Annotated in this window: 13 protein-coding genes and 2 riboswitches; of the genes, 6 read left to right on the forward strand and 7 right to left on the reverse strand. The window is 69.1% G+C overall.

What is annotated here, in order from left to right:
- The coding region (locus tag BST28_RS04895) for a PPE family protein (RefSeq protein WP_109560645.1) at positions 1-1,244 on the reverse strand (1,244 nt) is incomplete at its 3' end.
- A gap of 33 nt (positions 1,245-1,277) precedes the next feature.
- Positions 1,278-1,473, reverse strand: a riboswitch (cobalamin riboswitch).
- 18 nt (positions 1,474-1,491) lie between these two features.
- The gene (locus BST28_RS04900; RefSeq protein ID WP_083080187.1) at positions 1,492-3,726 is read right to left on the reverse strand and encodes an NADP-dependent isocitrate dehydrogenase; all 2,235 of its coding nucleotides are present in this window, start codon (positions 3,724-3,726) and stop codon (positions 1,492-1,494) included.
- A gap of 142 nt (positions 3,727-3,868) precedes the next feature.
- Positions 3,869-3,989, forward strand: a riboswitch (SAM riboswitch).
- Positions 3,990-4,121: 132 nt separating this feature from the next.
- On the opposite strand from BST28_RS04900, the gene BST28_RS04905 reads away from it, so the two are divergent.
- From BST28_RS04905 to BST28_RS04915, 3 genes are read left to right on the forward strand one after another with little or no spacing between them, the layout of a single operon-like run.
- Positions 4,122-5,444 carry a bifunctional o-acetylhomoserine/o-acetylserine sulfhydrylase gene (locus BST28_RS04905; RefSeq protein WP_083080189.1) on the forward strand — a complete coding sequence of 441 codons (1,323 nt, stop codon included), beginning with the start codon at positions 4,122-4,124 and terminating at the stop codon, positions 5,442-5,444.
- 11 nt (positions 5,445-5,455) lie between these two features.
- Positions 5,456-6,595 (forward strand): homoserine O-acetyltransferase MetX, encoded by a 1,140-nt coding sequence (metX, locus tag BST28_RS04910; protein WP_083080190.1) that lies wholly within the window; start codon positions 5,456-5,458, stop codon positions 6,593-6,595.
- Entirely contained in the window at positions 6,592-7,332 is a 741-nt protein-coding gene (locus BST28_RS04915; protein WP_083080192.1) for a class I SAM-dependent methyltransferase, read from the forward strand. Before metX ends, BST28_RS04915 begins: the two co-directional genes overlap by 4 nt.
- Positions 7,333-7,363: 31 nt before the next feature.
- Here BST28_RS04915 and BST28_RS04920 read toward each other — a convergent pair whose 3' ends face one another.
- A complete protein-coding gene (locus BST28_RS04920) occupies positions 7,364-8,860 on the reverse strand; it encodes a PE-PPE domain-containing protein (RefSeq protein WP_083080193.1) in 1,497 nt (498 codons plus the stop codon).
- 291 nt (positions 8,861-9,151) lie between these two features.
- Here BST28_RS04920 and BST28_RS04925 point away from each other — a divergent pair, with 291 nt between their 5' ends.
- Positions 9,152-9,628 (forward strand): DUF732 domain-containing protein, encoded by a 477-nt coding sequence (locus BST28_RS04925; RefSeq protein WP_083080195.1) that lies wholly within the window; start codon positions 9,152-9,154, stop codon positions 9,626-9,628.
- Between the two features lie 54 nt (positions 9,629-9,682).
- Here the strand turns inward: BST28_RS04925 and BST28_RS04930 are convergent, their stop codons facing one another.
- Together BST28_RS04930 and BST28_RS04935 are read right to left on the reverse strand one after the other, a co-directional pair.
- Positions 9,683-9,976, reverse strand: coding sequence for a DUF3017 domain-containing protein (locus BST28_RS04930; protein ID WP_083080196.1), 294 nt, complete (start codon positions 9,974-9,976; stop codon positions 9,683-9,685).
- Positions 9,973-10,821 (reverse strand): bifunctional methylenetetrahydrofolate dehydrogenase/methenyltetrahydrofolate cyclohydrolase, encoded by an 849-nt coding sequence (locus tag BST28_RS04935; protein ID WP_083080198.1) that lies wholly within the window; start codon positions 10,819-10,821, stop codon positions 9,973-9,975. The genes BST28_RS04930 and BST28_RS04935 overlap by 4 nt, the downstream gene beginning before the upstream one ends.
- Before the next feature lie 378 nt (positions 10,822-11,199).
- On the opposite strand from BST28_RS04935, the gene BST28_RS04940 reads away from it, so the two are divergent.
- Both BST28_RS04940 and BST28_RS04945 read left to right on the forward strand, forming a co-directional pair.
- Positions 11,200-12,384 carry an NADH:flavin oxidoreductase gene (locus tag BST28_RS04940; RefSeq protein WP_083080199.1) on the forward strand — a complete coding sequence of 395 codons (1,185 nt, stop codon included), beginning with the start codon at positions 11,200-11,202 and terminating at the stop codon, positions 12,382-12,384.
- 77 nt (positions 12,385-12,461) lie between these two features.
- Entirely contained in the window at positions 12,462-15,149 is a 2,688-nt protein-coding gene (locus BST28_RS04945) for an ATP-binding cassette domain-containing protein (RefSeq protein WP_029249384.1), read from the forward strand.
- A 23-nt stretch (positions 15,150-15,172) separates the two neighbouring features.
- Here BST28_RS04945 and BST28_RS04950 read toward each other — a convergent pair whose 3' ends face one another.
- A complete protein-coding gene (locus tag BST28_RS04950; RefSeq protein ID WP_019738023.1) occupies positions 15,173-15,763 on the reverse strand; it encodes a GTP-binding protein in 591 nt (196 codons plus the stop codon).
- Entirely contained in the window at positions 15,741-16,127 is a 387-nt protein-coding gene (locus tag BST28_RS04955; RefSeq protein ID WP_029249382.1) for a DUF742 domain-containing protein, read from the reverse strand. Before BST28_RS04955 ends, BST28_RS04950 begins: the two co-directional genes overlap by 23 nt.
- Positions 16,128-16,143 lie beyond the last annotated feature (16 nt).

Consider the following 16,143-nt stretch of genomic DNA (forward strand, 5'->3'; position numbering starts at 1 on the left):
GCCCCGGCTCCCGCCCCGGGAGCGGCCGGCGCCGGGGCGGGAGCCGGGGCAGGTGCCGGAGCGGGCGCCGGGGCGGGCGCCGGGACCGGTGGTGTGGGCGCCACCGTCAGGCCGGCGAACGGCGGCGGCACCGGGGCCAGCGGAACCGGGACGGCGTGCAGGGCGGCCAGATCGGACAACCCCGCAAGGCCCGCCAGCGGCGCCGCGGCCAGCGGAGCCAGCACGGTGGTCAGCATCGGCAGCATCACCGGGATCAGCACGATCGCCTGCTCCAGCAGCGTCTTGAGCAGCGCGATCACGTCGGTGATGATGGTGCCGACCGCCTCCACGGCGGTGAACAGCAGCGTAGCGGCGATGGTGCCCGGGTTACCGCTGGCGAACGCCGCGGTGAGATCTGCGGCGATGAACGCGAACGTCTGCGACAGGTAGGCGGCGAACGATCCGAAGTCCATCGGGTAGCCCAGCGCGAACGCGATGTTGTACGGGCTGAAGAAGCCCAGCGGGTTGCCCAGAACGGGCAGCCAGGGGTCGAAGCCGGCGAACATCGACTGGAAGTAGGGATTGGCCGCCAGCTCGTTGATCATCGGCTGCAACACGTTGTTGTAGAAGTCGGTGTAGCCGCTGTTCTGCAGCCACTCCATGATGTCGTTCTGCCGATCCGGCGGCAGCTGCGGCTGGCTGGCGTCGCTCGAGCCGGCCGATTCGGCCGTGGCGATCTGCGGCGCCGCGACCGTCTGCGGAGTCGATGCCACCGCCGCCCCGGCGACGGCCTGATAGGTGGCCATCACGGTGGCGGCCTGGATCCACATCCGGCCGTAGTCGGCCTCGTTGAGCGCGATCGGGATGGTGTTGACGCCGAAGAAGTTGGTGCCCACCAGCACCGCATGGGTGGCGTGGTTGGCTGCCAGTTCGGCCAGCGTCGGCATCGCCGCCAGCGCGCTGCTGTAGGCCGCGGCCGCGGTCTGCTGCTGCGCGGCCGTCGCGGCACTGACGGCGGCGGCCTGAAGCAGCCAGGCCAGATACGGCGCGTTGGCCGCCACGTAGGCCTGTGCGCTCGGGCCCTGCCACACTCCGGCCTGCACCGCCCCCAGCAGCGCCGCCAATTCGTCGGCGATCTCGGCGTACTCGGTGCTCAGCGAGCTCCAGGCCGCCGCCGACGCCAACAGTGGACCGGCGCCGGGTCCAGCCGACAGCAACGTCGAATGAACCTCGGGGGGAGACGCGATCCAGATCGGCGCGGTCACGTTCGCCAGCTCTCTCGGGGTGCTCCGCCCCGAATCGCAGGTCGCGACGACGTGAGTATCCTGGCTCTCGGATCGCTGCTCCCCTCGCCTTCCAGCTCGGTGCACGAGCCGTGGCAGTGAGGTTCACTCCCCGATGACAGTGGCGGGACCGCGCCGGATTCGCACCGGCTTCCTCATCGTCATCGCCTTACCAGCGCATTGTCGCATGTCACCGCCGGGCCGGAGAACAAACCGGCGGTCTGCGCCATCAGTCCTTGGCGTCGATCACGGCGTTCAGCGTCGGGCTGGGCCGCATCACACCCGCGGTCATGTCGTGGTCGGGCGCGTAGTAGCCCCCGATGTCCACCGGCTTGCCCTGCACCACGGTCAGTTCCTCGAGAATGGCGTCCTGGTTCTTCTCCAGCGCCTCCCCCACCGCGGTGAAGTGCTTGGCCAGCTCAGGGACCTCGGACTGCGCGGCGAGTTCTTCCGCCCAGAACTTGGCCAAGAAGTACTGGCTGCCGCGGTTGTCCAGCTCACCGGTCTTGCGCGACGGGCTCTTGTCGGCGTCGAGCAGCTTGCCGATCGCCGCGTCCAGCGTGGTGCCCAGGACCTTGGCGTTCGGGTTGCCGGTCTTGACGCCCATGTCATCGAAACTGGCTGCCAGCGCGAGGAATTCGCCGAGCGAATCCCACCGCAGGTGGTTCTCCTCCACCAGCTGCTTGACGTGCTTGGGCGCCGAACCGCCCGCGCCGGTCTCGTACATGCCGCCGCCGGCCATCAACGGCACTATCGAGAGCATCTTGGCGCTGGTGCCCAGCTCCAGGATCGGGAACAGGTCGGTGAGGTAGTCGCGCAGGATGTTGCCGGTGACGGCGATGGTGTCCTGACCGCGGATCAGCCGCTCCAGGGTGTAGCGCATTGCCCACACCTGCGGCATGATCTGGATCTCCAGGCCCTCGGTGTCGTAGTCCTTCAGGTAGGCCTTGACCTTCTTGCGCAGCTCCGCCTCGTGGGGGCGCTCGGTGTCGAGCCAGAAGACCGCCGTCATGCCCGAGACCCGGGCCCGGTGCACGGCCAGCTTCACCCAGTCCCGGATCGCGGCGTCGGTGACGGTGCACATCCGCCAGATGTCGCCGGCCTCCACGTTCTGGGTCAGCAGCACCTCACCGGTGGCCAGATCGACGATGTCGGCGACACCGGACTCGGGAATCTCGAAGGTCTTGTCGTGGCTGCCGTACTCCTCGGCCTTCTGCGCCATCAGACCGACGTTGGGCACCGTGCCCATGGTGGCCGGGTCGAACTGGCCGTGGGTCTTGCAGAAGTTGATCAGCTCTTGGTAGATGCGGGCGAAGGTCGACTCGGGGTTGACGGCCTTGGTGTCCTTCTGCCGGCCGTCGGCGCCGTACATCTTGCCGCCGGCGCGGATCATCGCGGGCATCGAGGCGTCCACGATCACATCCGACGGTGAGTGGAAGTTGGTGATGCCGTTGGCCGAATCGACCATCGCCAGTTCGGGGCGGTGTTCGTGGCAGGCGTGCATGTCCTCGATGACCTCCTCGCGTTGCGAGGCCGGCAGCGTCTCGATCTTGCTGTAGAGGTCGGACAGGCCGTTGTTGACGTTGACGCCGAGGTCGTCGAAGAGCTTCTGGTGCTTGGCGAACGCATCCTTGTAGAACACCTTGATGGCGTGGCCGAACACGATGGGGTGGCTGACCTTCATCATGGTCGCCTTGACGTGCAGGGAGAACATCACGCCGGTCTTGCGGGCGTCCTCCATCTGCTCCTCGTAGAACTCCCGCAGCGCCTTGATGCTCATGAACATCGAGTCGATGACCGTGCCGTCGAGCAGCGCGACCTTCTCCTTGAGCACAATCGTCTTGCCGCCCTTGGTGGTCAGCTGCATCTTGACGTCGCGGTCGCGGTCCAGCGTCATCGACTTCTCGCCGTGGTAGAAGTCGCCGTGGCGCATGGTGGCCACGTGGGTGCGCGACGCCTGCGACCACTCACCCATGCTGTGCGGGTGCTTGCGCGCGTACTCCTTGACCGCCTTCGGCGCACGGCGGTCCGAGTTGCCTTCGCGCAGAACCGGGTTCACCGCGCTGCCCAGGCATCTGGCGTAGCGTGCGTGCACGTCGCGCTCGGTGTCGGTCTTGGGGTCCTCCGGGTACTCCGGCAGGTTGAAGCCCTTGCCCTGCAGTTCCTTGATGGCGGCGACCAGCTGCGGGACCGAGGCGCTGATGTTGGGCAACTTGATGATGTTGGTGTCGGGCAGCTGGGTGAGCCGGCCGAGTTCGGCCAGGTTGTTGGGCACCCGTTGTTCCTCGGTGAGAACGTCGGGGAACTCGGCGAGGATGCGGGCGGCCAGTGAAATGTCACTGGGCTTGATGTCGATACCCGCGGGCCCGGTGAAGGCCTGCACGATCGGCAGGAACGAATACGTCGCCAATAGCGGCGCCTCGTCGGTCAGCGTGTAGATGATGGTCGGCTGGTCGGCGCACATGGCTGTTCTCCCGGCGTCAGTGTTCGTGTGTGGTTGTGCTCCGCGTTGTACACGGCGGCATCAGTATCCCGCACCACGCAACGGCGCCCACCGCCGGTGATCAGGTGGCGGCACCTCCACGGCATGCGATAGGCTGCGAAGCGGTCATGAGTGCCAGCGCTAAGCCCCGGCTTGCTGGCCGGCAACCCTCCAACCGCGGTGGGGTGCCCCGGGTGATTGACCGGGTTGAGTAGCCACCGCCGGCTACGCGGCAAGCGCGGGTCCGCCACAACGGGCCCCCCGAGTAGAACAGGGGAACCTGATGCGTGCCTCCTTGCGCCCGCTCACCCGTTGCTGTTGTCGCTGACCCCACTCCTGCACCAGCGATAACAACTCACGGAAGAAAGCATTCACACATGACCGCCGGTAACAACTGGTCGTTCGAGACCAAGCAGATCCACGTCGGCCACGCCGGTGACCCGGAGACCGGGTCGCGCGCCCTGCCGATCTACCAGACCACGTCGTACCTGTTCAGCGACACCGACGAGGCCGCCGCCCGCTTCGCGCTGGCCGAGCCGGGCAACATCTACACCCGGCTGACCAACCCGACCAGCGCGGTCATCGAGGAGCGCATCGCGGCGCTGGAGGGCGGGGTGGCCGCCACGCTGCTGTCCTCGGGACAGTCCGCCAGCACCTTCGCGATCTTGGCCCTGGCCGAGACCGGCGACCACGTCGTGGCCAGCCCGCGGCTGTACGGCGGCACCTACAACCTGTTCCGCTACTCGCTGCCCAAGCTGGGCATCGAGGTCAGCTTCGTCGAGGACCCCGACAGCCTGGAGTCCTGGGCCGCGGCGGTGCGGCCGAACACCAAGGCCTTCTACGCCGAGACCATCTCCAACCCGAAGATCGACATCCTCGACACCCCGGGGGTCTCGAAGGTGGCCCACGACCACGGTGTGCCGCTGATCGTCGACAACACCATCGCCACCCCGTACCTGATCCAGCCGATCAGCCAGGGCGCCGACATCGTCGTGCACTCGGCCACCAAGTACCTCGGCGGGCACGGCACCGCGATCGCCGGCGTGGTCGTCGACAGCGGCAACTTCGACTGGACCCAGGGCCGCCACCCGGGCTTCACCACCCCCGACCCCAGCTACAACGGCCTGGTCTACGCCGACCTGGGCCCGCCGGCGTATGCGATCAAGATCCGCGCCCAGCTGATGCGTGACTACGGCTCGGTGACCTCGCCGTTCAACGCCTTCCTGATCGCCCAGGGCCTGGAGACGCTGAGCCTGCGGATCGAGCGCCACGTCGCCAATGCCCAGCGGGTCGCGGAGTTCCTAGCCGCCCGCGACGACGTACTGAGCGTCAACTACGCCGGGCTGCCCGACTCGCCGTGGCACCACCTGGCGCAGCGGCTGGCCCCCAAGGGTGTCGGCGGGGTGCTGTCCTTCGAGGTGGCCGGCGGTGTCGAAGCCGGCAAGGCGTTCGTCAACGCGCTGAAGCTGCACAGCCACGTCGCCAACATCGGCGACGTGCGCTCACTGGTGATCCACCCGGCGTCCACCACCCACAGCCAGCTCTCCGGCGACGAACTGCTGTCCACCGGGGTCACCCCGGGCATGGTGCGGTTGTCGGTCGGCATCGAGGGCATCGAGGACATCCTGGCCGACCTGGAGCTCGGGTTCGCCGCAGCCTCGGCACAGCTCGGCGAATCGTCGGCGCTGGCGGCGCGTTGAGGCGGTCGCCGGTGACGATCTCCGACGTGTCCAGGCAGGTGCTGCCCGCCGAAGGCGAAATCGGCGTGGTCGGCATCGGCTCGCTGCGCTTGGAGAGCGAAGCGGTGCTCGACGATGTCAGCATCGCCGTGCAGCGCTGGGGCGAACTGTCGCCGCAGCGCGACAACGTCGTCATGGTGCTGCACGCGCTGACCGGGGACTCCCACGTCACCGGGCCCGCCGGGCCCGGGCATCCCACCGCCGGCTGGTGGGACGGGATCATCGGTCCGGGCTGCCCGATCGACACCGACCGCTGGTGCGCGGTGGCCACCAATGTGCTGGGCGGCTGCCGGGGATCGACCGGCCCGAGTTCGCTGGCCCGCGATGGAAAGCCCTGGGGCTCACGGTTTCCCGCCATCTCGATCCGCGACCAGGTGGAAGCCGACATCGCCACGCTGGACGCACTCGGCATCACCGAGGTGGCCGCGGTGCTGGGCGGTTCGATGGGCGGTGCCCGCGGGCTGGAGTGGATGGTCGGCCACCCGGACAAGGTGGGCGCGGGCCTGCTGCTGGCCGTCGGCGCCCGGGCGACCGCCGACCAGATCGGCACGCAGAGCACCCAGATCGCCGCGATCAAGGCCGACCCGAACTGGCAGGGCGGGGATTACCACGGCACCGGCCGCAGCCCGGACACCGGGTTGGCGATCGCCCGGCGCATCGCGCACCTGACCTACCGCGGCGAAGCCGAGCTGGACCGGCGGTTCGCCAACGCCGCCCAGGACGGTGAGGAACCGGCGAACGGCGGCCGCTTCGCGGTGGACAGCTACCTGGCATACCAGGGCGGCAAGCTGGTGTCGCGGTTCGACGCCGGCAGTTATGTGACGCTGACCGATTCGCTGTCCACCTTCGACGTGGGCCGCGGCCGGGGTGGAGTCGCGGCGGCGTTACGCGGCTGCCGGGTGCCGGCGGTGGTCGCCGGCATCACCTCCGACCGGCTGTATCCGCTGCGCCTGCAGGCCGAGCTGGCCGACCTGCTGCCCGGGTGCGCCGGCCTGCAGGTGGTCGATTCCGAGTACGGTCACGACGGCTTCCTGCTGGAGACCGACCGCGTCGGCGAGCTGATCCGCCAGACCCTGGACCTGGCGGACCCGGCCGGGGGCCAGCGGCGGTGAGCCCGCAGGCGCGGCACGACCGATCACTGTCGTTCGGCTCGCAGGCCGCCGCCTACGAGCGGGGCCGCCCGTCCTATCCCCCGGAGGCCATCGACTGGCTGCTGCCGCCGGACGGCCGTGACGTCCTGGACCTGGGCGCCGGCACCGGCAAGCTGACCGCCCGGCTGGTGGAGCGCGGCCTGGATGTGGTGGCCGTGGATCCGATCGCCGAGATGCTCGAGGTGCTGGCCGCGGCGTTGCCCGACACGCCGGCCCTGCTCGGGACCGCCGAGCAGATCCCGCTGCCGGACAACAGCGTCGACGCCGTGCTGGTGGCGCAAGCCTGGCACTGGTTCGATCCGGCCCGGGCCATCCCCGAACTCGTGCGGGTGCTGCGGCCCGGCGGCCGTCTGGGCCTGGTGTGGAACACCCGGGATGAACGGCTGGGCTGGGTCAAGGAGCTGGGCACGATCATCGGCCGCGAGGACGCCCGCGACGCGGTGGATGCCGGGGTCAGCCTGCCCGAGCCGTTCGGCGACATCGAGGGCCACCAGGTCGAGTGGACCAACTACCTGACACCGCAGGCGCTGATCGACCTGGTCGCCTCGCGCAGCTACTGCATCACCTCACCGGACGCGGTGCGCACCAAGACCCTGGACCAGGTCCGCCGGCTGCTGGCCACCCACCCGGCGCTGGTCGGCGCTACCGGACTGGCGCTGCCCTACATCACGGTGTGCGTGCGGGCGACGCTGCACTGAGCCCGACGGGCGCCGCCGCGCTTGACCCGCGCTACGCCGCGAACAGGTCCGCGAAATCGTCGGCGATCGATTGCAACCCGCTGGCGACGGTCATCAGCTGGAATCCGATGGCAGTCCCGACCAGCCCGATATCGGCAGCGATCGGAAGACCGATGGCGTTGATCAGTGAGGTCAGCAGATCATCACCGCTCTGGAATGCGTTGAGGAACAGGCTCAGATCGTAGGCGGGCATGGCCGTCAGCACTGCGTTGAGGATGTCCGCGGTCGGCAGCAGCATCGAATACAGCGTTGAGGCCGCGCTGGTGAACGTGTTGACGACGTCGGTGAAACCGGGCAGCGCGAAATCCGCCATCGAGCCGGCCGCATCCGCCGCACCGCCCAGCGACAGGTGCCCGAGGTCGTCGAGGAAGGCCTCGAATCCATGTTGGGCTCCTTGCCCCAGGGAGTTCAGCAGCTGGAATACGTCGATGTCCTGCGGGAACAAACCGAAGGGGGTCAACACATTTGCCGGGCCCTGGTCCCAGCCACCGTGGGTCAGCACCCCGTCGACGTAGGTGTCGACATTGCCGTAACCCAGATCGACCAGAATCCTGGTGACGGGCTCGAGCAGGTCGTACAGCGGCTCGCCGAACACCGGAATGCCCAACAGCGGCTGCAACAGCGGCAGCGTCTCCGCCGGAATCATGTAGTAGTCGGTGTTGAGCGCGGCCGCGACGCCGTCGGGAAGTGTCAGCAGCCCGTCGTAGTGCGTCGACCCCAGCAGCAGCTGGGCGCTGTCGATGGAATCGGGCCGGCTGTAGCCGGGTCCGTGCACCAGCGCGATCCCCATGATCGCGTTGAGGGTCGACACCAGGTTGATCGGATAACGCGGGAAGTCGGCGAAGCCGTCGTACTCGGCGATGTAGATGTCGGTCGCGTAGGGGGTGTCGGGCGTGGCCCCGTAGAAGTCGATCCCCATGGACGGGATGTAGAGCGGGACGTCCGGGACCGCGAAGCGGGACAGCAGGCCCCCGTTGGGGAACATCTCGTTGGCGATCAAGACGAACGACAACTGGTCCGGGTCGGGAGCACCGTTCATGGCCGCCAAGTTGTTCATCTCCAGCGAGGAGATGACGGCGCTCTGCGAGACGCCGTAGACCACCAGCTTGTCGCCGGACTGGAGGTGGTCGCGGATCGTCGCGTCGAGAATCCGGACGCCCTGGTCCACCGAGGTCTCCAGCGGCAGGCTCTTGACCCCGGTGCCCGGGTAGAGGCCCTCCGGGGTGAACACGCCCTTGGGCAGGTAATCCCCGTACCCGAGATGGCCCAGGTACGTGGCGGCTCCGGTGAAGTCCCACTGCCCCGGGATGGGTGTCCCGCTGCCGCCCATGATCAGGGCCACGTTGTCCAGCAACGCCACATCGGCGAGCACCGTCGGCACCCCGGACGACAAGGACGGCGTGATTACCGGCGAGACCGCGACAGCGGCGGCGGTGCAGACGGCGGCCGCCGCGACGCCCAGCGCGCGGAACCTATGGTGTGCCTTCATCGGCGACCTCCGGCAGCGGACGCGGGACGACTTACTTGCCGGACCACCGTAACGACAACATGATAAAAACCTCAAGATATTCTAATTAATTCTAAGTTTGGTTGGGTAAATGCTCCGCTGCGCGGCTCGCAGCCCGACATAGGCGGAGCCGAAGGTGCCGTCACCGGCGAACGACCGGACTGTGCGCCAAGCGTGACCTGCTCGTGTCGCCGGTGTGACCGCGTTGCTGCAACGTTCTTATCGACGGGCGGCCATCGAGCCGCCCGCAACCACGACGGATGGGGGACCGACATGGGATACAGCCGCGCGAGAACAGCGGTGCCGACGGCGACGGCGTTGACAGCGGCCGGCGCGGTGTGGGCAGGCCTGATCGCCTCGGTGTGGCTGGCGACGCCGGCAGAGGCGAGCCCGGTGGACACCTCGTTCCTGTCGGAGCTGGCCGGAGCCGGGGTCCCCGTCGGTGACCCGGCGGCGACGACGGCGCTGGGCCAGTCCGTCTGCCCGATGCTGACCGAGCCCGCCGGCACCGCCGCGTCGGTGGCCTCCCCGATCGCCGGACTGGGCGGCGGTCCGGCCATGTCGCCGGAGATGGCGCAGATGTTCACCGAGGTCGCGGTTCAGGCGTACTGCCCGCAGATGCTCTCCCAGCTGGCCAGCGGCCAGGTGCCGGAGTTGCCGCAGATCCCCGGCATGTCCGTCGGGATCCCCGGCCTGTCCGGCGGGCTCCCGGCCATCCCGGAGATTCCGGGCTTGCCCGTCGGCCTGTAGCTCCGGCCCGACCAGGTCACCCCGGCGACCCAGCCGGATCGCCGCGGGACAGCCTCAGCTGGTCCCCAGCGGGTCGATCGTCGCGGCGATGTAGAGCATCACCGTCGACATGGTGGTCATGGTCGCGAAGTCCAGCCCGCGGTCGCGCAGCACCAGCAGCCCGGCCCGGTCCTCGCTCAGCACCAACCGCAACGCTGCCGCCACCCCGGTGCCGATCCCGATCAGCAGCGCCCCGCGGCGCCAGAAGTTTGCCCCGGCCAGCACGAACGCCGCCGTGAAGATTAAGCCCACCACCACGATCGGCCACTGCCGGATGAGCGTCGCGCGGAGCACGGCCAGCGCGTTCACGCTGTGCTCTCGGCCCGTTCGACGACGTTGGTCAGCAGGAACGCCCGGGTCAGCGGGCCCACGCCGCCGGGGTTCGGCGACACGTGACCGGCCACCTCCCATACGTCGGGATGAACGTCACCGGTCAGTCCGGCGTCGGTGCGGCTGACACCGACGTCGACGACGGCCGCCCCCGGGCGCACCATGTCGGCGGTGAGCATGTGCGGCACGCCGACCGCGGCGACGATGATGTCGGCCTGCCGGGTCAGTGCCGGCAGGTCGCGAGTTCCGGTGTGGCACAACGTCACCGTGGCGTTCTCCGAGCGGCGGGTCAGCAGCAGCCCCAGCGGGCGGCCGACCGTCACGCCCCGGCCGATCACCACGACATGAGCGCCGGCGATCGGCACGTCGTAGCGGCGCAGCAGGTGCACGATCCCGCGCGGCGTGCACGGCAGTGCCGCCGGGGTGCCCAGCACCAGCCGGCCCAGGTTGGTCGGATGCAGCCCGTCGGCGTCCTTGGCCGGGTCGACGCGCTCGAGTGCGGCGTTCTCATCCAGCTGTTTGGGCAGCGGCAGCTGCACGATGTAGCCGGTGCATTCCGGATTGGAGTTCAGCTCGTCGATGGTGTCGTTGAGCTGCGCCGTGCTGGCGTCGGCGGGCAGGTCGCGGCGAATCGAGGTGATGCCGACCTTGGCGCAGTCGGCGTGCTTGCCGCGCACGTAGGCCTGTGAGCCGGGATCGTCGCCGACCAGGATGGTGCCCAGCCCGGGCGTACGGCCCGCAGCCGTCAGCGCGGCCACCCGAGTTTTGAGGTCGACGAAGATCTCGTCGCGCGTGGCCTTGCCGTCCAACGTGATCGCACCCACGCGGACAGTCTGGCATGCCCGCCCGCGGTACCGACGATGACGACCCGCCGCGCCCGACTTCGTCGCGCTCGCGGTCGACCCCAACGTCGAACAATGACGACCCGCCGCGCCCGACTTCGTCGCGCTCGCGGTCGACCCCAACGTCGAACAATGACGACCCGCCGCGCCCGACTTCGTCGCGCTCGCGGTCGACCCCAACGTCGAACAATGACGACCCGCCGCGCCCGACTTCGTCGCGCTCGCGGTCGACCCCAACGTCGAACAATGACGACCCGCCGCGCCCGACTTCGTCGCGCTTGCGGTCGACCCCAACGTCGAACAATGACGACCCGCCGCGCCCGACTTCGTCGCGCTTGCGGTCGCCATTAAGCTCCCGATATGCCCGCCCCCGATGTCTTCAGTCCCGCCAAGCTCGGTCCGATCACCCTGCGAAACCGGGTCATCAAGGCAGCCACCTTCGAAAACCGCACGCCCGACGCGCTGGTCTCCGACGACCTCATCGAATACCACCGGCTGCCGGCCGCCGGCGGGGTGGGCATGACCACGGTCGCCTACTGCGCGGTCGCCCGCGGCGGCCGCACGTCCGACGACGGGTTGTGGATGCGCCCGGAGGCCGTCCCCGGGCTGCGCCGGCTCACCGACGCCGTGCACGCCGAGGGCGCGGCCGTCAGCGCGCAGATCGGCCACGCCGGCCCGGTCGCCGACGCCCGGTCCAACAAGGCCCGCGCCCTGGCACCGGTGCGGTTCTTCAACCCGATCGGCATGCGCTTCGCCAAGAAGGCCACCCGCGACGACATCGACGAGGTCATCGCCCAGCACGCCGACGCGGCCCGCTACGCCCTCGACGCCGGGTTCGACGCCGTCGAGATCCACCTCGGCCACAACTATCTGGCCAGCTCGTTTCTGAGCCCGCTGATCAACCGCCGCTCCGACGAGTTCGGCGGCTCGCTGGCCAACCGCGCCAAGGTGGCTCGCGGGATCGTGCAGGCGGTCCACCAGGCGGTGGGCGGACAGATGGCGGTGACGGCGAAGCTGAACATGTCCGACGGGGTGCGCGGCGGTATCAGCCTGGACGAGTCGCTGACCACCGCGAAGTGGCTGCAGGACGACGGCGGCCTGGACGCCCTGGAACTGACCGCCGGCAGCTCCCTGGTCAACCCGATGTACCTGTTCCGCGGGCACGCCCCGATCAAGGAGTTCGCGAGTGTCTTTCCCCCACCGCTGAGTTGGGGCATGCGGATGACCGGCAAGAAGTTCCTGCGCGAGTACCCCTACACCGACGCCTACCTGTTGGAACAAGCCCGGCTGTTCCGCGCCGAGCTGTCGCTGCCGCTGATCCTGCTCGGCGGTATCACCAACCGCGAAACGATGGATCAGGCGATGGCCGAGGGCTTCGAATTCGTCGCGATGGCCCGGGCACTGCTGGCCGAGCCGGACCTGATCAACCGGATCGCCGCCGAGCCGGCGACCCTGTCGGAATGCATCCACTGCAATCAGTGCATGCCCACGATCTATAAGCGCACCCACTGCGTGGTCACCGGCGCGCCGGACTCGCTGCACTGACGGGCCGCTGACGATCCGCGCCGACTCGCGGTGCGCTGGGCAGGCCGCCCATCCATCCGCCCGATACAGTTGATCCAATGAGTCACCCTGCTCCGCCGGTGCTGACCGTGCGCTACGACGGGTCGCAAGGCACGTTCTCCGCGGGCCACGATGTGGTCATCGGGCGTGACCTGCGCGCCGATATCCGCATCCCCCATCCCCTGGTCTCCCGCGCGCATCTGCTGCTGCGTTTCGAGCAGGGCCGATGGCTGGGGATCGACAACGGTTCGCTGAACGGCATCTACGTCAACGGCCAGCGGGTACCGGTCGTCGACATCCGCGATGGGCAGGCCGTCAACCTCGGCAATCCGGACGGGCCGCGGGTGGCCTTCGAGGTGGGGCGGCACCAGGGTCAGGCCGGCCGTCCCCCGCAGACCGTCTCGATCCAGCTGCCGCAGCCGGGTATCGCGCGCCCCGGCCGGCCGCCGCAACAGGGCTGGCCGTCCCATCCCGACCCCGCCCCCCACTACCCGGACCCGCGTTCGGGCGCACACCCCGGCGCGCAGCAGCCCTACCGGCCTGCTCCGCCGCTGCACCAGCCGGCGCCTCCCACGCACCGGCAGCCGGCATATCCTTCCGGTCCCGCCGGCCCGGCCGGTTCGTCGGCGGGCGAGGCCGCGTTGCGGCCCGGCTACCAACCTCCCGTCCAACCGCCCGCGCCGCCGTCGTCGCCCGCCGAGGTGTTTCCGGCCCGACAGCCGTCCACCCGCATGGCGCCGGTGGCGGCGAAGCCCCCGGAGGTCGGCAACCTCGCCACCCGGATGATCGACATCCTGCGGCCCGGTTCCGCCGCACCGCCGGAGGCACCGGCCGGTGCGCTGACCATCGGCCGCGCCACCGACAACGACGTCGTCATCTCCGATGTGCTGGCCTCCCGCCACCACGCGATGCTGATCCCGACCCCGCTGGGCACCGAGATCCGCGACAGCCGAAGCATCAACGGCACGTTCGTCAACGGCGTCCGGATCGGCTCGGCGATCCTGTCCGAGGGCGACGTGGTCACGATCGGCAATGTCGACCTGGAGTTCACCGGCGGCACCCTGCTGCGCCGCACGGAGGCGGCGACCCGCGCCGGCGGCCTCGAGGTCCGCGATGTCTGCTTCGACGTCGAGGGCGGCAAGCGGCTGCTCAGCAACATCTCGCTGACGGCGCGGCCGGGCACCCTGACCGCGATCATCGGTGGCTCGGGCGCCGGCAAGACCACGCTGTCGCGGCTGATCGCCGGCTACACCAAACCGACCGCCGGTTCGGTCACCTTCGAGGGCCACAACATCCACACCGAGTACGCTTCGCTGCGCAGCCGGATCGGGATGGTGCCGCAGGACGACGTCGTGCACCGGCAGCTCACGGTCAACCAGGCGCTGGGCTACGCCGCCGAACTGCGGCTGCCGCCGGACAGCACCAAGGCCGACCGGGACCGGGCGGTGGCCCAGGTGCTCGAGGAACTCGAGTTGACCAAGCACGCCGACACCCGCGTCGACAAACTCTCCGGCGGCCAGCGCAAGCGCGCGTCGGTGGCACTGGAGCTGCTGACCGGGCCGTCCCTGCTGATCCTCGACGAGCCGACCTCAGGTCTGGACCCGGCGCTGGACCGCCAGGTGATGCTGATGCTGCGCGGGCTGGCCGACGCCGGCCGCGTGGTGCTGGTGGTCACCCACTCGGTGTCCTACCTGGATGTCTGCGACCAGATTCTGCTGGTGGCCCCCGGCGGCAAGACCGCCTACTGCGGCCCGCCCAAAGAGGTGTTCTCCGCGATGGGCGCCGACAACTACGCCGACATCTTCGCCAACGTCGGCGCCGACCCCGACGAGGCCAACCGGCGCTTCCTGGAACGCGAAGGCGGCCACCGCCAGGGCGCCGCCGCCTCGGTTCCCTCGACGCCGCCCGTCGATCTGGGCAGCCCGCCACCGGAGAGCCTGCGAAAACAGCTGTCGACGATCGCGCGCCGGCAGGTCCGGCTGATCGTCTCCGATCGCGGCTATTCGATCTTCTTGGCCGTTCTTCCGTTCATCGTGGGCGGGTTGTCGCTGACGGTGAAAGGCAAAGGCGGGCTGGGCATGCCGGGGCCCGACGCTCCCACCGAGCCGCAGTACATCATGGTGCTGCTCATCATCGGCGCGGTCTTCATGGGCACCGCGCTGACCATTCGAGATCTGATCGGGGAACGCCCGATCTTCAAACGTGAACAGGCCGTGGGCTTGTCGACGATGGCCTACCTGCTGGCCAAGGTCGCGGTGTTCTGCGCCTTCGCCACCGCACAGGGCGCGATCGCCACCACCATCGTGATCCTGGGCAAGGGCGGGCCGACACAAGGCGCCGTGATGTTCGGCAGCGCGAATCTGGACCTGTTCCTCGCGGTCGCCGGAACCTGTGTGGCCTCAGCGATTCTCGGGTTGGCCCTGTCGTCGTTTGCGGAGTCCAACGAGCAGATCATGCCGATGCTGGTGGTGTCGATCATGTCGCAGCTGGTGCTGGCCGGCGGCATGATCCCGGTGACCGGGCGCGTCGGCCTGGCGCAGGCCGCCTGGGTGACTCCCGGCCGGTGGGGTTACGCCGCGGGCGCCTCCGCGATCGACTTCAACAAGCTGGTCAACGTGCCGCAGATCCCCAAAGACCACCTGTGGGACCACACCAAGGGCATCTGGCTACTGGACATGGGGATGCTGGCGCTGCTGTCGGTGTTCTACACCGCGGTGGTGTGGTGGAAGATCCGGCTCAAGCGCTGAGCGCCTGGCCGAGATCGGCTCGCTCAACCGTTGGACACCAGGCTGGACAGCGCGTACTCGCTGATCGCGATCAGCGCGTCGCGGGCGGACCGCTGGTCGCGTGCGTCGACGGTGATCACCGGGATGTGGTCAGGCAGCGCCAGCGCCTTTCGAACGGCGGCAACCGGATAGCGCGGTGCGCCCTCGAATTCGTTGACCGCGATCAAGAACGGCAGGTTGCGGTGCTCGAAGAAGTCGACGGCGGCGAAGCTGTCCTGCAACCGCCTGCAGTCGGCCAGGATGATCGCCCCGATCGCGCCGCGCACCAGGTCGTCCCACATGAACCAGAACCGGCGCTGGCCGGGCGTGCCGAACAGGTACAGCACCAGATCATCGGCCAGCGTGATGCGGCCGAAGTCCATCGCCACCGTGGTGGTCCGCTTGTCCGGGGTGGCCTCCAGGGTGTCGACGGCCGCCGTGGCGTCGGTGACCAGCGCCTCGGTACGCAACGGCATGATCTCCGAGACCGTGCCGACGAACGTGGTCTTGCCGACCCCGAACCCGCCGGCGATGACGATCTTCGTCGACGCTGAATCCCTTGCGCCGCCCGGCCTATCCAAGCGCTCGTAGGCCACGGAGCGTCCTTCCTATCAGTTCTCGGCGTTCGTCCCGGGTGGACGCCTCGCTCAGCGTGCGACGCACCCGAAGGTATCCCGAGGTGACCAGATCCCCCACCAGGACGCGCGCAACACCCACCGGCAGATCCAGTCGGGCGGATATCTCGGCGACCGACGGGCCCGCCTGACACAGCTCGACGATCCGGCCGCGCGGGTCGCTGGCCGGCCACTGGTTGGGTTGCGCCGGCCGCAAAGTCTGCACCGGGGCTTCCAGCGGCAGGCTGACGTCGGTGTGGGTCCTACCGGCGGTCAGCGTATACGGGCGTACCAGGTTGGCCTCGGCTTCCTGGGACTCCCGGATATCCGGCTCGGAGGTGTCCATCACCATTCACCGGCGC

It is taken from the genome of Mycolicibacter kumamotonensis (assembly GCF_002086285.1).
GTDB classification, from domain to species: domain Bacteria; phylum Actinomycetota; class Actinomycetes; order Mycobacteriales; family Mycobacteriaceae; genus Mycobacterium; species Mycobacterium kumamotonense.